Here is an 18,798-nt window from a genome sequence, read left to right as displayed (position 1 = left end):
ATGACCACTTCACAGGACAACCACCTCACCCGCATCGCCGCGCCCCAGGGCGTGGCCCCGGGCACCGGCTACAACCATGTCGTCTGGGGCACCGGGCGGTTCGTCGCCGTGTCCGGACAGTGCGCCTTCGACGAGAAGGGCGAGCTGGTCGGTGAGGGCGACGCCGCCGCCCAGGCCCGGCAGGTGTTCGAGAACCTGCGGCGGTGCCTGGCGGCGGCCGGGGCCACCTTCGAGGACGTGGTGAAGCTGACGTACTTCGTCACGGACGTCGCCCACCTCCCGGCGGTACGGGAGGCCCGTGACGAGGTGATCGCCCCGGACCGCCTCCCGGCCTCCTCGGCGGTCCAGGTGGCGGCGCTGTTCCGGCCCGAACTGCTGATGGAGATCGAGGCCTTCGCGGTCCTGCCGGAGCGGACCGGGACCGGGACCGGGACCGCTCCCGCCACCGACGAGTCCGAGTCCGGTTTCCGGACCGGCTCCCGGGCCGGCTTCGGGACCGGGTTCAAGACCGGCTTCGCCGGCTGAGGCTCTAGTGCTGTGGCCGGAAGGGTTTGCCGGGTCGCGGCGTTCGGTGCGGTGCATCGCAAGGCGGAGGACCGCGCCTCGTACTGGACGTACCGGCGTGGTCCGACAACGCGGCGAGGTGCCGTACCGGGCGTCGCGACCCGGTGAACCTTTCCGGTCACAGCACTAGGCCTCGCCCAGCCCCCGCAGGGCCGCGGTCGCCGCCACCGCCAGCCGGGGGTGCGACTGGGCCCGGGTCAGGACCTCACGGGCGCGCTGGTCCGCCAGCGCGCCCAGCCCCTCCACACAGGCCAGCGCCACCCGCCAGTACGGGTCGTGCGGCGCGAGGAGCCGCGACAGCGTGCTGATCAGCGCCGGGGCGGACTCCGGGGCGCGCAGCGCCGCCAGCAGCCGGACCGGATGCAGGGCGTAGGCCGTGCGCAGCTCGTTCGTGGCCAGCGCCGCCGCCGCGCGGGCGGTGCGCGGGTCGCCGAGGACGGCCAGCGCCTGCGCGGCCGCCTCGCAGCGCGGCGGGTCCCGGTGGTTGAGCAGCAGGACCAGGGATTCGAAGGCGCGCCGGTCTCCGGCCAGTCCCAGCCGGTACGCGGCCGTTTCGCGGGCCCACAGGGGCAGCCCGGCGGAGGTCAGGGAGGCCGCCAGGCCGTCCGCGTCCTGCGCGAGCAGGGCCTCGTACTGCGCCTCGCCCTCCGGGGCCCGCCCCGCTTCGGCCCGCAGACGTTCCAACACGTCGTTCACGCGGCCACCCTAGAGCAGCCCGTTGATCGATGATCGATGATCGGTACATTTGGGCGGTACAGGTCACATCTGCGCGCTCTGGCGGACCAGTTGGGGACGGGTTACTGTCCCTACAACACGTACGAGGGCGGCCTGGTGACGCAGCCACCTCGTGCCAGTCGGTTCTGCACGGCTTCCGCACCACCTCACGGCGTGACCCCGGGACAGGGCTCCGCCGCTTCCGCCCCACTGGCTCCTTGCTGCCGGGTTCCCTGGTTCTCCCGGGTTCCCCGGTTCCGCCGCGATCCCCGGTCATCCGGGAGCCCCGGGCTTTCCCGCACGCTTTCCGCACGGTTTTCCGCGTGCTCCCGCGCCTGCTCTTGCTCTTGCTCCTGCGTGCGCTCTTCCACTCGGATCCCCGCACGGATTCCCGTACGGCCTCCGCGCGCGCCGTGCTCCGCGCGCCCCCTCAGTCGTCACCCTCTTCCACTGGAGTCCCGCGATGGACCTTCCGTCCACGTCCAGTCAGTCCTCTTCCGCTTCCGCTTCCTCCCAGCCCGTCCGTCCGGCGCTGCAGACCATCGCCGTCGTCGGTCTCGGCACGATGGGCTCCGGCATCGCCGAGGTCCTCGCCCGGGCCAGCCGCGAGGTCATCGGCATCGACGTCAGCGAGGCCGCCGCCCGCCGGGCCACCGCGGCCCTCGCGGCGGCCACCGCCCGCTCCGTGGTCCGGGAGCAGCTCACCGAGCAGGAGCGCGAGGCGGTGCTCGCCCGCTTCCGCACCTTCTCCGAGCTGGGCGCCGCCGCCGATGCCGATCTCGTCATCGAGGTGGTTCCCGAGTCCTACGAGCTCAAGCAGCGGATCTTCCGCGAGCTCGACGCGATCGTCCGGCCCACCGCGATCCTGGCCACCGGCACGAACGCCCTGTCGGTGACGCGGATGGCCGCCGAGTCCCAGCGCCCGGAGCGCGTGGTCGGCCTGCACTTCTTCAACCCGGTCACGGCGATGAAGCTGGTCGAGGTCGTGTCCAGCGTGCTGACGGCCCCGCCGGCCGTCGAGGCGGTCACCACGCTGGCCCGCGAGCTCGGCAAGGAGCCCGTCGCGGTCGGCGACCGCCCGGGCTTCGTGGCCGACGGCCTGCTGTTCGGCTACCTCAACCAGGCCGCCGCCATGTACGAGGCCAAGTACGCCTCCCGCGAGGACATCGACGCGGCGATGAAGCTGGGCTGCGGCCTGCCGATGGGCCCGCTCGCGCTGCTCGACCTGATCGGCGTGGACACCGCACGCACCGTCCTGGAGGCCATGTACACCTCCTCGGGCGACCGGCTGCACGCCCCGGCCCCGATCCTCGGCCACCTCGCCGAGGCGGGCCTGACCGGGCAGAAGTCCGGGCGCGGGTTCTACACGTACGAGGCTCCGGGCAGCCAGGTCGTCGTCCGTGACCTGCAGACCCCGCCGGACGGTGAGCTGGTCCGGGCGAGCCGCCCGGTGAACTCGGTCGGCGTGGCCGGCTCGGGCACGATGGCGAGCGGGATCGCGCAGGTCTTCGCGCAGGCCGGCTTCCCCGTGGTGCTGGCGGCCCGCAGCCAGGAGAAGGCGGACGCGGCGAAGGCAGCGATCGGCAAGTCGCTGGCCCGTGCGGTGGACCGGGGCCGGCTGACGGCCGAGGCCGCCGCCGCCACCGTGGGCCGGATCACGGCGGCGGGCTCGCTGGACGCCTTCGCCGACGTGGACCTGGCCGTGGAGGCCGTCGCCGAGGAGCTGGAGGTGAAGCAGGAGCTGTTCCGGGCGCTGGACAAGGCCTGCAAGCCCGGTGCGGTGCTCGCCACCACGACCTCCTCGCTCCCGGTGATCGCGATCGCCCGCGCGACCTCGCGGCCCGAGGACGTGATCGGCATGCACTTCTTCAACCCGGCCCCGGCGATGAAGCTGGTCGAGGTGGTCCGGACCGTCCTGACCGCCGACGACGTGCACGCCACGGTCCGCGGGATCTGCGGGCAGGTGCGCAAGCACGCGGTGGACTGCGGGGACCGGGCCGGCTTCATCGTGAACGCGCTGCTGTTCCCGTACCTCAACAACGCGATCAAGATGGTCGAGCAGCACTACGCGGGCATCGACGACATCGACGCGGCGATGAAGCTGGGCGGCGGCTACCCGATGGGGCCCTTCGAGCTCCTCGACGTGGTCGGCCTGGACGTGTCGCTGGCCATCGAGCAGGTCCTGCACAAGGAGTTCCGCGACCCGGGCCTGGCCCCGTCCCCGCTGCTGGAGCACCTGGTCGCGGCGGGCTGCCTGGGCCGGAAGACCGGCCGCGGATTCCGTGAGTACGCCCCCCGCCGGTAATCCGCGGCAGGCGCAGGAGCCCCAAGAGCAGGATGCGTGGGGAGGGCTGCTCGGGTCTGCCGGACCCTCACGGCAGACGAACCCTCCCGAGGAGCACTGTGTGCCCAGTGCCGGCCCTCCCCCGCATCCATTCCCGTCCCACCCCCCTCGGGAGCGCTCTCCCGCGCGAATGAAGTACTTTCGCTCTATGTCCCAGCCCGCCAAGACCTCACCCCGCGCCTCCGCGGTCTCCGACGCCCCGGAGACCCCGGCCGGTACCAAGGCGGCCGCGCAGCGGCTCAAGATGCGCCGTGAGCTCGCGGCGGCCGCCATGGAGCTCTTCGCGAACAAGGGGTACGAGGCCACGACGGTCGACGAGATCGCCTCGGTGGCCGGAGTGGCGCGCCGGACCTTCTTCCGGCACTTCCGGTCCAAGGAAGAGGCGATCTTCCCGGACCACGACGACACCCTGACCCGCGCCGAGGCCGTCCTCGACGTGGCCCCGGCGCACGAGCACCCGCTCGACACGGTGTGCCGGGGGATCAAGGAAGTCATGAAGATGTACGCCGCCTCGCCGGCGGTGTCGGTGGAGCGCTACCGGCTCACCCGCGAGGTGCCGGCGCTGCGGGAGCGGGAGATCGCCTCGGTCGCCCGCTACGAGCGGCTGTTCACCCGCTACCTGCTGGCCCATTTCGACGAGACCGACCACCACGACGGCAACGACGACCCGCTGCTGGCGGAGGTCGCCGCCTCTGCGGTGGTCACGGCCCACAACCACGTGCTGCGGCGCTGGCTGCGGGCGGGCGGTCAGGGCGACGTGGAGGCGCAGCTCGACCACGCCTTCTCGATCGTGCGCAAGACCTTCGGTTCGGGGATCGGCGCGGGGCGGACGCTGAGCGCGGCGCCGCCGGCGCCCGCCACCGCGCCGCCCGCTTCGGTGCGTACGCAGGGCGAGGTACTGGTCGCGGTGGCCCGCACGGACGCCCCGCTGGACGAGGTCATGCGGACCATCGAAGAGGCGCTCAGAAACAAGTAGGCGACACGTTTGCGCGACACGCGTCACAGCGGCCGCTCCCGTTCCGGGGGCGGCCGCTTTCGTTTGTCCGAGTTGCCCCTACTCGCGGGTAACTCTGATCGATCATCGCTCATCGGTGCAGGTCAATCGGCAAATGAGAGAAAGTTTTGGCACCCGGTGCCTTGCTGAGTGACACGGGGTGCCATACGTTGAATCTCGTCCGGATGTCCCCGCGGCCCAGCCCACTCGGCACGGAACGCGCCCCGGATGCCTGCGTCACCAGGCCCCCCGCACCGCCCCACCACAGGCAACGCGCAGCTCCACCCCAGCCGAATCGACGGCGCCCCAACGCATCGCTCCACGCTCATCGCTCCACCCCCACCGCTTCGCCGCACAGCAGCTCAACGCACCCCGTTTCCCTCAGCGCACCCTCATCAGCGCACGGCCGGAGGCAACACCGTGAAGGACATCCTGGACGCGATCCAGTCGCAGGCCGCGACGGCCGCCGACTTCGCTGCCCTGCCGCTCCCCGACTCGTACCGCGCGATCACCGTGCACAAGGACGAGACGGAGATGTTCGCCGGGCTCACCACCCGTGAGAAGGACCCCCGCAAGTCCCTGCACCTCGACGAGGTCCCGCTCCCCGAGCTGGGCCCGGGCGAGGCCCTGGTGGCCGTGATGGCCTCCTCGGTCAACTACAACTCCGTGTGGACCTCGATCTTCGAGCCGGTGTCCACCTTCAGCTTCCTGGAGCGCTACGGGCGCCTCTCGGAGCTCACCAAGCGCCACGACCTGCCGTACCACGTCATCGGCTCGGACCTCGCGGGCGTCGTCCTGCGCACCGGCCCCGGCGTGAACGCCTGGAAGCCGGGCGACGAGGTCGTCGCGCACTGCCTGTCGGTCGAGCTGGAGTCCTCCGACGGCCACAACGACACGATGCTCGACCCCGAGCAGCGCATCTGGGGCTTCGAGACCAACTTCGGCGGCCTGGCGGAGATCGCACTGGTCAAGTCGAACCAGCTGATGCCCAAGCCCGACCACCTCAGCTGGGAGGAGGCCGCCTCCCCCGGCCTGGTCAACTCCACCGCCTACCGCCAGCTGGTCTCCCGCAACGGCGCCGGCATGAAGCAGGGCGACAACGTCCTGATCTGGGGCGCCAGCGGCGGGCTCGGCTCGTACGCCACCCAGTTCGCGCTCGCCGGCGGCGCCAACCCGATCTGCGTGGTCTCCTCGCCGGAGAAGGCCGACATCTGCCGGGCGATGGGCGCGACGGCGGTCATCGACCGCAACGCCGAGGGCTACAAGTTCTGGAAGGACGAGCACACCCAGGACCCGAAGGAGTGGAAGCGCTTCGGCAAGCGCATCCGCGAGCTCACCGGTGGCGAGGACATCGACATCGTCTTCGAGCACCCGGGCCGCGAGACCTTCGGCGCGAGCGTCTACGTCACCCGCAAGGGCGGCACCATCACCACCTGCGCCTCGACCTCGGGCTACATGCACGAGTACGACAACCGCTACCTGTGGATGTCCCTGAAGAAGATCATCGGCTCGCACTTCGCGAACTACCGCGAGGCCTGGGAGGCCAACCGCCTGATCTCGAAGGGCAAGATCCACCCCACCCTGTCGCGGGTCTACTCCCTCGAGGAGACCGGCCAGGCGGCCTACGACGTCCACCGCAACCTCCACCAGGGCAAGGTCGGCGTGCTCTGCCTGGCCCCCGAGGAGGGCCTCGGCGTCCGGGACCACGAGCTGCGCGCCACGCACCTCGACGCCATCAACCGCTTCCGCAACGTCTGAGACAGCCTCAAAGGCCAAAGGGACAGCCTGAGATGACAGAGCGCCAGAAGGACCGTCCGTGGCTCATGCGGACGTACGCCGGCCACTCCACGGCCGAGGCGTCCAACGAGCTGTACCGCCGCAACCTCGCCAAGGGCCAGACCGGCCTGTCGGTCGCGTTCGACCTTCCGACGCAGACCGGCTACGACCCCGACCACATCCTCGCCCGCGGCGAGGTCGGCCGGGTCGGGGTCCCGGTCTCCCATCTGGGCGACATGCGGCGGCTGTTCCAGGACATCCCCCTGGAGCAGATGAACACCTCGATGACGATCAACGCCACCGCCATGTGGCTGCTGGCGCTCTACCAGGTGGCCGCCGAGGAGCAGGGCGCGGACATCGCCCAGCTCCAGGGCACCACCCAGAACGACATCGTCAAGGAGTACCTCTCGCGCGGGACGCACGTCTTCCCGCCCGGGCCCTCGCTCCGCCTGACGACGGACATGATCGCGTACACGGTCAACCACATCCCGAAGTGGAACCCGATCAACATCTGCAGCTACCACCTGCAGGAGGCCGGGGCCACCCCCGTCCAGGAGATCTCGTACGCGATGTCCACGGCCATCGCGGTCCTGGACTCGGTGCGCGACTCGGGCCAGGTCCCGCCGGAGCGGTTCGGCGAGGTCGTCGCCCGGATCTCCTTCTTCGTGAACGCGGGCGTCCGCTTCATCGAGGAGATGTGCAAGATGCGCGCCTTCGGCCGCATCTGGGACAAGGTCACCCGCGAGCGCTACGGCATCGAGAACGAGAAGCAGCGCCGCTTCCGGTACGGGGTCCAGGTCAACTCCCTGGGCCTGACCGAGGCGCAGCCGGAGAACAACGTCCAGCGCATCGTGCTGGAGATGCTCGCGGTGACCCTCTCCAAGGACGCGCGCGCCCGCGCCGTGCAGCTGCCGGCCTGGAACGAGGCGCTGGGCCTGCCCCGGCCCTGGGACCAGCAGTGGTCGCTGCGCATCCAGCAGGTCCTGGCCCACGAGAGCGACCTGCTGGAGTACGAGGACATCTTCGCCGGCTCGCACGTGATCGAGGCCAAGGTCGAGTCCCTGGTGGCCGAGTGCCTGGCCGAGATCGACCGGATCCAGGAGATGGGCGGCGCGATGGCGGCCGTCGAGTCCGGATACCTCAAGGGCGAGCTGGTCTCCTCGCACGCCGCGCGGCGGGCCCGGATCGAGGACGGCCAGGACAAGATCGTCGGCGTCAACTGCTTCCAGCAGACCGAGGAGAACCCGCTCACCTCCGACCTGGACGGCGCCATCATGACGGTGGACGGGGCCCTGGAGGCGCAGACCGTCGAGCGCATCGGCCGCTGGAAGGGCGAGCGCCAGGAATCCTCTGACCGGCAGGGCGGCGGCGACCCGTTCGTCTTCCCCACGGTCATGCAGTCCCTGGACCGGCTGAAGGAAGCCGCCGCCGGGGACGAGAACCTGATGGAGGCCACCCTGGAGTGCGCCCGCGCCGGTGTCACCACCGGCGAGTGGGCGGGTGCGCTGCGCGAGGTGTTCGGCGAGTTCCGGGCTCCGACCGGGGTCTCCTCGGCGCCGGTGGCCGTGACCGCCGAGGAGGGGACCCCCATGGCCCTCGTCCGCGCGAAGGTCACCCGTACCGCCGACGAGCTGGGCTCCGGCCGGCTGCGCCTGCTGGTCGGCAAGCCCGGCCTGGACGGGCACTCCAACGGCGCCGAGCAGATCGCCGTACGGGCCCGCGACGCCGGCTTCGAGGTGGTCTACCAGGGCATCCGGCTGACCCCCGAGGAGATCTCCTCGGCGGCCCTGGCCGAGGACGTGCACTGCGTGGGACTGTCCATCCTGTCCGGCTCTCACAGCGCGCTCGTCCCGGACGTGCTGGAACGGCTGCGTGCGGCGGGGGCGGGTGACATCCCCGTCGTGCTCGGCGGCATCATTCCGAATGCCGACGCCGTGGCGCTCAAGGAGGCCGGGGTGGCGGCGGTCTTCACCCCGAAGGACTTCGGCATCACTGAGATCATCGGCAAAATCGTCGACGAGATCCGCAGGGCCAACAAGCTCCACCCGCTCGGCGACGCCGACGACACCGCTATCACAGACATCACCGCAAGCACGGAGGTCCCCGCATGACCACGCCCTCTTCCCCGGTCAACCGGCTGCGGCCGCGCCGCTCCTGCCTCGCGGTGCCGGGTTCCAACCCCCGGTTCCTGGAGAAGGCCCAGGGCCTGCCGGCCGACCAGGTCTTCCTGGACCTGGAGGACGCCTGCGCCCCGCTCGCCAAGGAGGGCGCCCGCCACACCATCGTGGAGGCGCTGAACCAGGGCGACTGGACCGGCAAGACCCGCGTGGTGCGCGTCAACGACTGGACCACGCACTGGACGTACCGCGACGTGATCACGGTCGTCGAGGGCGCCGGCCAGAACCTCGACTGCATCATGCTGCCGAAGGTCCAGGACGCCCAGCAGGTCGTGGCGCTCGACCTCCTCCTGACGCAGATCGAGAAGACGATGGGCTTCGAGGTCGGCAAGATCGGCATCGAGGCGCAGATCGAGAACGCCAAGGGCCTGGTGAACGTCGACGCGATCGCCGCCGCCTCGCCGCGGCTGGAGACCATCATCTTCGGGCCTGCCGACTTCATGGCCTCGATCAACATGAAGTCCCTGGTCGTGGGCATGCAGCCGCCCGGCTACGGCGCGGACGCCTACCACTACATCCTGATGCGGATCCTGATGGCGGCCCGCATGCACGACCTCCAGGCGATCGACGGTCCCTTCCTCCAGATCAAGAACGTCGACGGCTACCGGGAGGTCGCCGGTCGCGCGGCGGCCCTGGGCTTCGACGGCAAGTGGGTGCTGCACCCCGGCCAGGTCGACGCGGCCAACGAGGTCTTCTCTCCCTCCCAGGAGGACTACGACCACGCCGAGCTGATCCTCGACGCCTACGACTGGTGCACCTCCGAGGCGGGCGGCAAGAAGGGCTCCGCCATGCTCGGCGACGAGATGATCGACGAGGCCAGCCGCAAGATGGCGCTGGTCATCTCGGGCAAGGGCCGCGCCGCGGGCATGCAGCGCACCACCAAGTTCGAGATCCCGGAGGCCTGAGCCACATGCAGTTCGGACGCACCTACGAAGAGTTCGAGATCGGCGCGGTCTACAAGCACTGGCCCGGAAAGACGGTCACCGAGTACGACGACCACCTCTTCTGCCTGCTGACCATGAACCACCACCCGCTCCACATGGACAGCAACTACGCGGAGAACACGACCGACTTCGGCAAGAACGTGGTCGTGGGCAACTACATCTACTCCCTGCTGCTGGGCATGTCGGTGCCGGACGTCTCCGGCAAGGCCATCGCCAACCTGGAGATCGAGTCGCTGCGGCACGTGGCGCCGACCTTCCACGGGGACACGATCTACGGCGAGACCACGGTCCTCGACAAGACCCCGTCGAAGTCGAAGAACGACCGCGGCATCGTCTACGTGGAGACCAAGGGCTACAAGCAGGACGGCACCCTCGTCTGCGTCTTCCGGCGCAAGGTGATGGTCCCGACCGAGACGTACATCAAGGAGCGCGGCGGCGAGCAGCCCGGCCGCCCCACGCTGAAGGAACAGGGGAAGTAGAACCATGAGCCGACTTGCCCAGACCGCCGGCCTGACGGACGACCAGAGGGACATCCTCAAGACCGTCCGGGAGTTCGTCGACAAAGAGATCATCCCGGTCGCGACCGAGCTGGAGCACCGGGACGAGTACCCGCAAGCGATCGTCGACGGCCTCAAGGAACTCGGCCTCTTCGGCCTGATGATCCCGGAGGAGTACGGCGGCCTGGGTGAGTCGCTCCTCACCTACGCGCTGTGCGTGGAGGAGATCGCGCGCGGCTGGATGTCCGTCTCGGGCATCATCAACACCCACTTCATCGTGGCGTACATGCTCAAGCAGCACGGCACCCAGGAGCAGAAGGATTACTTCCTGCCCCGGATGGCTCTGGGTGAGGTGCGCGGCGCGTTCTCGATGTCCGAGCCGGGGCTCGGCTCCGATGTGTCGGCCATCACCTCCAAGGCGGTGAAGGACGGTGACGAGTACGTCCTGAACGGCCAGAAGATGTGGCTGACGAACGGCGGCACGTCCACGCTGGTGGCCGTTCTGGTCCGCAGTGACGAAGGACACCCGGAGGGCACCGCCCCCCACAAGTCGATGACGACCTTCTTGATCGAGAAGGAGGCCGGCTTCGGTGAGGTGCGTCCCGGCCTGACCATCCCGGGCAAGATCGACAAGATGGGCTACAAGGGGGTCGACACCACCGAGCTCATCATGGACGGACTGCGCATTCCGGCCAATCGGGTCCTGGGCGGGGAGACCGGCCGAGGGTTTTACCAAATGATGGACGGGGTCGAGGTCGGCCGCGTCAACGTGGCGGCCCGTGGTTGTGGCGTCGCACAGCGTGCGTTCGAGCTGGGTGTCTCGTATGCCCAGCAACGTCACACTTTCGGCAAGGCCATCGCCGAGCACCAGGCGATCCAGTTCAAGCTGGCCGAGATGGCTACCAAGGTCGAAGCCGCCCATGCGATGATGGTCAATGCAGCACGCAAAAAGGACTCCGGGGAACGAAACGACCTCGAAGCAGGGATGGCGAAGTACCTCGCCTCCGAGTACTGCAAGGAGGTGGTGGAGGACGCGTTCCGTATCCACGGTGGCTACGGCTTCTCGAAGGAGTACGAGATCGAGCGCCTCTACCGAGAGGCACCCATGCTGCTCATCGGTGAAGGTACCGCCGAGATCCAGAAAATGATCATCGGGCGACGCCTGCTCGAGGAGTACCGGCTCCAGGGCTGAAAGTCCCTTTTGCGGTAAATCATCCAGTGGTTTTCCGCAAAAGAGTCACTAGCAGTCACTGGCTCACGGCCATCGACTCGGCTTCTGGCTTGCCCAGTTGTTGCGTGCAACCGATAGCATTCCAGTAAAGCCGCCGTCCCGTCCCCCCGTTTGCGGCGCGGCATCACCCGCTACGAAGGTCATCCATGCCCCACAGCCAAACCTCTGCACCTCGCGTCGGCCTCCTCGGTGGACGCCTCGCGCGCGGAGCATCGCCGTGGCTTCTGCCGACCGTCGCCACCGCCGCCGTCAGCCTCGTCCGGGCCCGCAAGTCCGGACGCTGGGCGGCAGTGGCCGTGCCCACCACCGCGCTCGCGGCGGGCATGCTGTGGTTCTTCCGCGACCCCGAGCGTGAGATCACGCAGGGCCGGGTCATCTCCCCCGCCGACGGTGTGGTGCAGAGCATCATGCCGTGGAAGGACGGACGGACCCGCGTCGCGATCTTCATGAGCCCCCTGAACGTCCACGTCAACCGGGCGCCCCTCGCGGGCACGGTGACGTCCGTGGAGCACATCCCCGGCGGATTCGTTCCGGCGTTCAACAAGGAGAGCGAGAACAACGAGCGCGTCGTCTGGCACTTCGACACCGAGCTCGGCGACATCGAGATGGTGCAGATCGCCGGCGCCGTCGCCCGTCGCATCGTCCCGTACCTGCCGGCCGGCACCAAGGTGGAGCAGGGCGAACGCATCGGTCTGATCCGCTTCGGCTCCCGCGTCGACATCTACCTCCCCGAGGGCGTCGAGGTCGCGGTCGAGGTCGGACAGGCCACCACCGCGGGGGTGACCCGAATTGACCGTGACTGAACCTGAAACCCCGGCGAACCTGTCGACGCCGGCATCGGGATGGGTACCCGAGGCGTCCGAGGAGGACTCCACCGAGGACGACATGCCGCTGTCACTGCGGCTGTCGATAGCGGACACCCTGACCCTCGGCAACGCGACGTGCGGATTCATGGCGGTGTACTTCACCACCACCGGGATCCTCATCCCGCACCTCACCGGCAGCGGCGAGTCGGGCATGGCCCGCAGCAGCGCGGCCACGGCCGTGATACTGATGCTGCTCGCCGCGGTCTTCGACCTCTTCGACGGCATCGTGGCCCGCAAGCTGCGCAGCTCGCCTATGGGCGCGGAGCTGGACAACCTGTCCGACCTGATCAGCTTCGGCCTGGCTCCGGCGTACTTCGTGCTCGTCTACGGCATGGTCGCCGATGACGCCGTGCAGAAGATGTCGGCGCTGGCGGCGATCGTGGTCCTGCTGGCGGTCGTCCTTCGCCTCGCGAGATTCAGCTGCGTGGCGATGAAGGACGGCATGTTCCAGGGCATGCCGAGCCCCTTCGGCGCGCTGACGGTCGTCTCGATCGTGCTGCTCGAGCTGCCGTTCATCCCGACCCTGCTGGCGATCGTCGGCGTGGCCTGGCTGATGGTGAGCCGGGTCGAGTACCCCAAGCCGCGGGGTGTCCTCGCGGTGGCGATGCTCAGCTGGATCGTCGCGGCGATGGGTCTGCTGGCCGCGTGGGCGTTCGACGCGCCGGGCGGCGGGCTGCTGCTCCAGACCGGCTGCGCGCTGCAGATCGCTCTGGCGGCGACCATTCCGCTGTTCGCGACGACCCGTCGCGCGAACACGTTCCGCCACAACCGGCGCGAGGCCCGGGCCACCCAGGCCCCGTAGCCACGGCTGTACGCGTACGAGAGGGCCCCCGGCCGCCACCAGGCAGCCCCCCGGGGGCCCTTCCGCATGCGGGGGGCCGCCTGTGCCGTCCGTGCCGCTGCGCGGGGCTGGGGTCCCCTACCCGCCCTTCGCCCGTTCCCCGGGGGCCGGGCCCCGGACCCCCGCGCCTCAAACGCCGGAGGGGCTGGATCGATCCAGCCTCGCCGGCGTTTGAGGCGCGGGGTCTGGGGCGGGGCCCAGGGAACGGAGGAAGGGCGGGTAGGGGACTTCGCCCGCGGAGCGGTGTACCCGCGGGTGGGCGCACGGGCGGGGGTGTCCCCCGTAGCCTTGGTGTCGGAAAACCGCCAGCCCGGGAGGGCATCGGCCGGGAGGATGGAGCCATGCACACCGACACGGAGCGTTGCGTACGGGCCGTCCGGTCGAAGGACGCCCGCTTCGACGGCTGGTTCTTCACGGCCGTGAGGACCACCGGAATCTACTGCCGCCCCAGCTGCCCCGCCGTACCGCCCAAGGTCGAGAACATGACCTTCCTGCCCAGCGCCGCCGCCTGCCAGCAGAGCGGGTACCGGGCCTGCAAGCGGTGCCGGCCCGACACCTCCCCCGGCTCCCCCGAGTGGAACGCCCGCGCCGACGCCGTCGCCCGGGCCGTGCGCCTCATCCAGGACGGCGTGGTCGACCGCGAGGGCGTCCCCGGGCTGGCCACCCGGCTGGGTTACTCCTCCCGGCAGGTGGAGCGCCAGCTGAACGCCGAGCTCGGCGCCGGGCCGCTCGCCCTGGCCAGGGCACAGCGGGCGCAGACCGCCCGGCTGCTGATCGAGACCTCCGGGCTCCCGATGGGCGACATCGCCTTCGCCGCCGGTTTCTCCTCGATCCGGACCTTCAACGACACCGTCCGCGAGGTCTTCGCCTTGGCCCCGAGCGAGCTCCGGGCCAAGGCGGCCGGCCGGGGGGCCGTCCGGGGCGCCGGGTCCGCCGAGGTGCCCGGCACCATCAGCCTGCGGCTTCCCTTCCGCGCCCCGCTGACCCCCGACAACCTCTTCGGCCACCTCGCCGCGACCGCCGTCCCCGGGGTCGAGGAGTGGCGGGCGGGCGCCTACCGCCGCACGCTCCGCCTCCCGTACGGCACCGGTGTCGTCGCGCTCACCCCGCAGCCCGACCACATCGGCTGCCGGCTCGCCCTCACGGACCTGCGCGACCTGACCATCGCCATCAGCCGCTGCCGGCGGCTGCTGGACCTCGACGCGGACCCCGAGGCCGTCGACGAGCAGCTGAGCTCCGACCCGCTGCTCGCCCCGCTCGTGGCCAAGGCTCCCGGGCGCCGGGTGCCGCGCACCGTCGACGCGGAGGAGTTCGCCGTACGGGCCGTCCTCGGGCAGCAGGTGTCCACCGCGGCGGCCCGTACGCATGCGGCCCGGCTGGTCCGCGCGCTCGGCGAGCCGGTGACCGACCCCGAGGGCGGGCTGACGCACCTGTTCCCGACCCCGCAGGCCCTGGCCGGGCTGGACCCGGAGTCCCTGGCCATGCCGCGCAGCCGGCGCGCGACTTTCACCGCGCTCGTCTCGGCCCTGGCCGACGGCTCGCTCCCGCTCGGCATCGACAGCGACTGGGAGGCGGCCCGCGCACGGCTGGGGGCGCTGCCCGGCTTCGGGCCGTGGACCACCGAGATCATCGCGATGCGGGCCCTGGGCGACCCGGACGCCTTCGTCCCGGCCGACCTGGGCATCCGGCGGGCCGCGAAGGGGCTCGGGCTGCCCTCCACGCCCGCGGCGCTGACGGCCCGCGCGGCGCGGTGGCGGCCCTGGCGCGCGTACGCCGTGCAGTACCTGTGGGCCACCGAGGACCACGCGATCAACGTCCTGCCCGCCTGACCCCACCGACTTCCGAGGAGTACGAGCCATCATGAGCAGCAGCACCAAGCAGCACACCGTCGTGGACAGCCCCTACGGGCCGCTCACCCTCGTCGCCGCCGACGGGGTCCTCTGCGGCCTCTACATGACCGGGCAGCGCCACCGCCCGACCGAGGAGTCCTTCGGGGAACGCGTCGCGGCCGGCGAGGAACCCTTCCCGGAGGTGGTGCGGCAGCTGACCGCGTACTTCGCCGGGGAGCTCACCGCCTTCGACCTGCCGGTCCGGCTGGAGGGCACCGAGTTCCAGCGCAGCGTGTGGGAGCAGCTCGTACGGATCCCCTACGGGCAGACCTGGTCCTACGGGGAGCTGGCCGCCGAGCTCGGCAAGCCGAACGCCTCGCGCGCGGTCGGGCTGGCCAACGGGAAGAACCCGGTCGGCATCATCGTGCCGTGCCACCGCGTGATCGGGGCGTCCGGCTCCATGACCGGCTACGGCGGCGGCATCGACCGCAAGGTGCGCCTGCTGGCCTTCGAGTCCGGGGCCGAGCAGCTCTAGGGCCTCTTGCCGACCAGGGCTCAGCGGGCCTGCGGTGCGACCGCCTCGAGGTCGGCGACGGTGCCGGACATGACGGTACGGATGTGCCGGGTGAGGTGCTCCACGGGCCAGTTCCACCAAGCGAGCGCGAGCAGGCGGGCGATCTCCCCGTCGGTGTGGCGGGTGCGGATGAGGGTGGCGGGGTTGCCGCCGACGATCCCGTAGTCGGGGACGTCGTCCACGACCACGGCGCCCGCGGCGACGATCGCACCGTGCCCGATGCGCACCCCGGGCATGACCATGGCGCCGTAGCCGATCCAGACGTCGTTGCCGACGACGGTGTCGCCCCGGCCGGGCAGGCCGGCGAGCAGGTCGAAGTGGTCGGCCCAGGACGCGCCCATGATGGGGAAGGGGAAGGTGGACGGGCCGTCCATGCGGTGGTTGGCGCCGTTCATGAGGAAGCGGACCCCGGTGCCCAGCGCGCAGAACTTCCCGACGACCAGCTTCTCGGGCCCGTAGTGGTAGAGCACGTTGCGGGTCTCGAACGCGGTGGGATCGTCCGGGTCGTCGTAGTAGGAGTACTCCCCCACCTCGATCAGCGGCGAGGTCACCAGCGGCTTCAGCAGGACCACCCGCGGCTGGTCGGGAAACGGGTGGAGCACCGTCGGGTCGGCGGGGAGGGAACTCACGGCTAGATGACCACCAGCGGGACCAGCAGTGCGAAGGCGGCGCCGGCCTCGACCGCGTAGCCGTACAGGGACGGGTGATGGACGGGGGCCGCGAGCAGGACCACGCTCTGCTGGGCCGCGGCCGCCCCCACCCAGTCGGCGTCGGCGCCGAGGCCGCCCTGGTACCAGCCCTCGCAGGAGCCGGGGCCGGTGACGGCGAGGACGTCGTCCTCGCGGCGGTAGAAGGCCTGCCAGCCCTCGGCCGGCACGGACCAGGCCTCGAAGTCGGTGAACTGGGCCCAGCCGCCGTCACGGATCGCGGAGTCGAACATCCAGACCGGAACCCCGTCGGGAGTGACCTCGCCGCCCTCCTGCTGGTCGGTGGTGAAGTGGACCATGGGCAGGGCGTCGGGCCCGTCGGCGGTACTGGGCCAGGCGTACATCGTGATCATCTGCTGAATTCTGTCCTGCTCGGTGTAGGCACGGAATAACGAGCGGAAGGGGCTACGAGGCCTGCGGCCGGCGGCCGTTCTCCAGCTCCACGGCGCCCTCGCCGGTCTCCAGGACCCGGCACGCCTCCACGGTGCGCAGGCCCAGGGATCCGAGCAGATGGTCCGTCAGCTCGGCCTGCTCCACCAGCTTCCACGAGATCAGCTCCTCCTCCTGGAGCTTGATGGAGGCGAGCTGTCCGGCATCGAGCACGCCGCCGTCGTAGAGGTAGGCGACGAGCGGGGGCCGGCCCTCGCCGGTCGACCAGTCGACGGCGAGCAGCCGGCCGAGCGGCAGGTCGATGCCGATCTCCTCGGCGCTCTCCCGGCGGGCGGCCGTACGCGGGGACTCCCCCGTGTCCGACTCGATGGTGCCGCCCGGCAGGGCCCAGCCCTCCCGGTAGTTGGGCTCGACGAGGAGCACGCGCCCCCGGTCGTCCCGGAAGAGCGCGGCCGCGCCGGCCAGCACCCGGGGCAGGCTCGCGATGTAGGTGGCGAAGTCATCGATGGTGGTCACGCCGACACCCTACCCAGCCGCCCCGGGCCCGCGGTGATCACGCTTCCGGGGTGGACCCTCCGCCGGCGGCGCCGCCGGCCGCGCCGCCGGAGCCGTCCTCGCGGTCGCGGTTCCTGGACTCCGCGAGGCGGCGCAGGCGGGGGTGGCGGGCGGGGCCCTGTTCGGTGATGGCGTCGCCGACCATGGCCTTGACCGCGTCCCGCAGTCCGTGGAGGGCGTGGTGGCGGACGGGGCCCGCGCCCGGGTCCTCCCGCAGCTCCTTCACCAGGGCCCAGCACAGGAGCAGCATCACCACGACGAACGGCAGCGCCACCAGGATGGTGGCCGTCTGGAGGGACTTCAGGCCGCCCGCGACGAGGAGTACGGCGGCCACGGAGGCCATCAGCACGCCCCAGGTGACCACGAGCCAGGTCGGCGGGTTCAGGGAGCCGCGGCTGGTGAGGGAGCCCATGACGAGGGAGGCGGAGTCGGCGCTGGTGACGAAGTACGTCATCACCAGGAGCATCGCGATCCACGAGGTGAGCGTGCCGAGCGGGAGCGCGTCGAGCATCGCGAAGAGCGAGGCCTCGGTGCCCTCCTTGGCCTTGGCGGCCATGTCGGCGACGCCGGTGGAGTCGAGGCGGATCGCGGTGCCGCCCATGACGCAGAACCAGACGACGGTGGCACCGCTGGGCACCAGGAGGACGCCGATGAGGAACTCGCGGATGGTGCGGCCGCGCGAGATGCGGGCGATGAAGGTGCCGACGAAGGGCGCCCAGGAGAGCCACCACGCCCAGTAGAAGATCGTCCACGCACCGAGCCACTCGCTGTCGGTGAAGGCTCCGGTGCGGGTGGCCATCGGGAGCAGTTCGTGCAGGTAGCTGCCGACGCTCGCCGGGATCACGTCGAGGATGTAGACGGTCGGGCCGAGCACGAAGACGAAGAGCATCAGGGCCGCGGCGAGCACGATGTTGATCGTGCTGAGCCATTTGACGCCCTTGTGCAGGCCGGAGAAGGCGGAGAGCACGAAGGCGGCGGACAGGGATCCGATGATGATCAGCTCGACCGTGGTCGAGTCCTCGATCCCCGTCGTGATGTTGAGCCCCTTGGAGACCTGGAGGGCGCCGAGGCCGAGGCTGGTGGCGGTCCCGAAGACGGTGGCGAAGACGGCGAGCAGGTCGATGGCCTTGCCGGGCCACCCGTTGGCCCGCTCCTCGCCCATGAGGGGGACGAAGGCGGAGCTGAGGCGGTTGCCGCGGCCCTTGCGGAAGGTCGCGTAGGCGAGCGCGAGGCCGGCGATGCCGTAGATCGCCCAGGGGGTGAGGGTCCAGTGGAAGAAGGAGTAGTCGAGCGAGGCGCGGGCGGCGTCGCCGGTGCCGGGGGCCGCGCCGGAGGCCGGGGGCGGGTTCAGGTAGTGGGTGAGCGGCTCACCCACGCCGTAGAACATCAGTCCGATACCCATGCCCGCACTGAACATCATCGCGATCCACGCGAGGTTGGTGAACTCCGGCTCCGAGTCGTCCCTGCCGAGGCGGATCCGGCCGAAGCGGCTGATCGCGAGCACGACGCACATGACGAGGAACACATCGGCGGCGATCACGAAGAGCCACGCGAAGTTACTGAGCACCCAGGCCAGCGCGCTGCTCGACGCCGAGTCGAACGAGCTCTTCCCCAGGGCCGCCCAGGCGACCACGGCCAGGACGGAGATCACTCCGATGACGACGACGGTCCGGTCGGGAGTGCCGTCGGCGCCGGCGGCGGGGCCTTCGGACCCGCCGCCTGGGGAATCCGGACGTGGCTGTTCCAGTGAATCCGTGCTCATGCGGCCACACTATGCAGGCGTATATCCCTATTT

The 18,798-nt window shown here is 70.6% G+C and carries 17 protein-coding genes; 12 read left to right on the top strand and 5 right to left on the bottom strand.

Annotation, left to right across the window (positions count from 1 at the left end; genetic code table 11):
- The gene (locus tag OG247_RS35230) at nt 1–525 is read left to right on the top strand and encodes a RidA family protein (protein WP_327256015.1); all 525 of its coding nucleotides are present in this window, start codon (nt 1–3) and stop codon (nt 523–525) included.
- A 165-nt stretch (nt 526–690) separates the two neighbouring features.
- Here OG247_RS35230 and OG247_RS35225 read toward each other — a convergent pair whose 3' ends face one another.
- Nucleotides 691–1,260 (bottom strand): HEAT repeat domain-containing protein, encoded by a 570-nt coding sequence (locus OG247_RS35225; RefSeq protein ID WP_327256014.1) that lies wholly within the window; start codon nt 1,258–1,260, stop codon nt 691–693.
- Between the two features lie 481 nt (nt 1,261–1,741).
- Between OG247_RS35225 and OG247_RS35220 the strand changes: the two genes are divergently transcribed.
- From OG247_RS35220 to OG247_RS35170, 11 genes are all read left to right on the top strand, one after another.
- Nucleotides 1,742–3,583 (top strand): 3-hydroxyacyl-CoA dehydrogenase family protein, encoded by a 1,842-nt coding sequence (locus OG247_RS35220; RefSeq protein WP_327256013.1) that lies wholly within the window; start codon nt 1,742–1,744, stop codon nt 3,581–3,583.
- A gap of 187 nt (nt 3,584–3,770) precedes the next feature.
- Entirely contained in the window at nt 3,771–4,598 is an 828-nt protein-coding gene (locus tag OG247_RS35215) for a TetR family transcriptional regulator (RefSeq protein ID WP_327256012.1), read from the top strand.
- A 438-nt stretch (nt 4,599–5,036) separates the two neighbouring features.
- Entirely contained in the window at nt 5,037–6,374 is a 1,338-nt protein-coding gene (gene ccrA, locus OG247_RS35210; protein WP_327256011.1) for a crotonyl-CoA carboxylase/reductase, read from the top strand.
- 32 nt (nt 6,375–6,406) lie between these two features.
- Nucleotides 6,407–8,503 (top strand): protein meaA, encoded by a 2,097-nt coding sequence (locus OG247_RS35205; RefSeq protein WP_327256010.1) that lies wholly within the window; start codon nt 6,407–6,409, stop codon nt 8,501–8,503.
- Nucleotides 8,500–9,474: an HpcH/HpaI aldolase/citrate lyase family protein gene (locus OG247_RS35200; protein ID WP_327256009.1), complete on the top strand. Its 975-nt coding sequence runs from the start codon at nt 8,500–8,502 to the stop codon at nt 9,472–9,474. The genes OG247_RS35205 and OG247_RS35200 overlap by 4 nt, the downstream gene beginning before the upstream one ends.
- A 5-nt stretch (nt 9,475–9,479) precedes the next feature.
- Entirely contained in the window at nt 9,480–9,992 is a 513-nt protein-coding gene (locus OG247_RS35195; RefSeq protein ID WP_053681718.1) for a MaoC family dehydratase, read from the top strand.
- 4 nt (nt 9,993–9,996) lie between these two features.
- Nucleotides 9,997–11,202, top strand: a complete 1,206-nt coding sequence (locus OG247_RS35190; protein WP_327256008.1) for an acyl-CoA dehydrogenase family protein — start codon at nt 9,997–9,999, stop codon at nt 11,200–11,202.
- A gap of 185 nt (nt 11,203–11,387) precedes the next feature.
- Nucleotides 11,388–12,044 (top strand): phosphatidylserine decarboxylase, encoded by a 657-nt coding sequence (locus tag OG247_RS35185; protein ID WP_254381045.1) that lies wholly within the window; start codon nt 11,388–11,390, stop codon nt 12,042–12,044.
- A gap of 82 nt (nt 12,045–12,126) precedes the next feature.
- On the top strand, nt 12,127–12,909 hold the full coding sequence (pssA, locus tag OG247_RS35180; RefSeq protein ID WP_266912559.1) for a CDP-diacylglycerol--serine O-phosphatidyltransferase: 783 nt from the start codon (nt 12,127–12,129) through the stop codon (nt 12,907–12,909).
- 380 nt (nt 12,910–13,289) lie between these two features.
- Nucleotides 13,290–14,777, top strand: coding sequence for an AlkA N-terminal domain-containing protein (locus OG247_RS35175; RefSeq protein ID WP_327256007.1), 1,488 nt, complete (start codon nt 13,290–13,292; stop codon nt 14,775–14,777).
- A gap of 31 nt (nt 14,778–14,808) precedes the next feature.
- The gene (locus OG247_RS35170) at nt 14,809–15,312 is read left to right on the top strand and encodes a methylated-DNA--[protein]-cysteine S-methyltransferase (RefSeq protein ID WP_327256006.1); all 504 of its coding nucleotides are present in this window, start codon (nt 14,809–14,811) and stop codon (nt 15,310–15,312) included.
- A 20-nt stretch (nt 15,313–15,332) separates the two neighbouring features.
- Here OG247_RS35170 and OG247_RS35165 read toward each other — a convergent pair whose 3' ends face one another.
- Genes OG247_RS35165 through OG247_RS35150 form a run of 4 tightly spaced genes read right to left on the bottom strand, consistent with a single transcriptional unit; the run spans nt 15,333 to nt 18,765 of the window.
- A complete protein-coding gene (locus OG247_RS35165; protein ID WP_327256005.1) occupies nt 15,333–15,980 on the bottom strand; it encodes a CatB-related O-acetyltransferase in 648 nt (215 codons plus the stop codon).
- A 2-nt stretch (nt 15,981–15,982) separates the two neighbouring features.
- A complete protein-coding gene (locus OG247_RS35160; RefSeq protein ID WP_327256004.1) occupies nt 15,983–16,411 on the bottom strand; it encodes a hypothetical protein in 429 nt (142 codons plus the stop codon).
- A 52-nt stretch (nt 16,412–16,463) separates the two neighbouring features.
- Nucleotides 16,464–16,964 carry an NUDIX hydrolase gene (locus OG247_RS35155; RefSeq protein ID WP_327256003.1) on the bottom strand — a complete coding sequence of 167 codons (501 nt, stop codon included), beginning with the start codon at nt 16,962–16,964 and terminating at the stop codon, nt 16,464–16,466.
- Between the two features lie 37 nt (nt 16,965–17,001).
- On the bottom strand, nt 17,002–18,765 hold the full coding sequence (locus OG247_RS35150) for a BCCT family transporter (RefSeq protein WP_327256002.1): 1,764 nt from the start codon (nt 18,763–18,765) through the stop codon (nt 17,002–17,004).
- Between the last annotated feature and the right edge of the window lie 33 nt (nt 18,766–18,798).

The organism is Streptomyces sp. NBC_01244 (assembly GCF_035987325.1).
Taxonomy (GTDB): domain Bacteria; phylum Actinomycetota; class Actinomycetes; order Streptomycetales; family Streptomycetaceae; genus Streptomyces.
The sequence above is the reverse complement of the archived record's forward strand: the minus strand, read 5'-3'. Positions and strand labels throughout refer to the sequence as shown.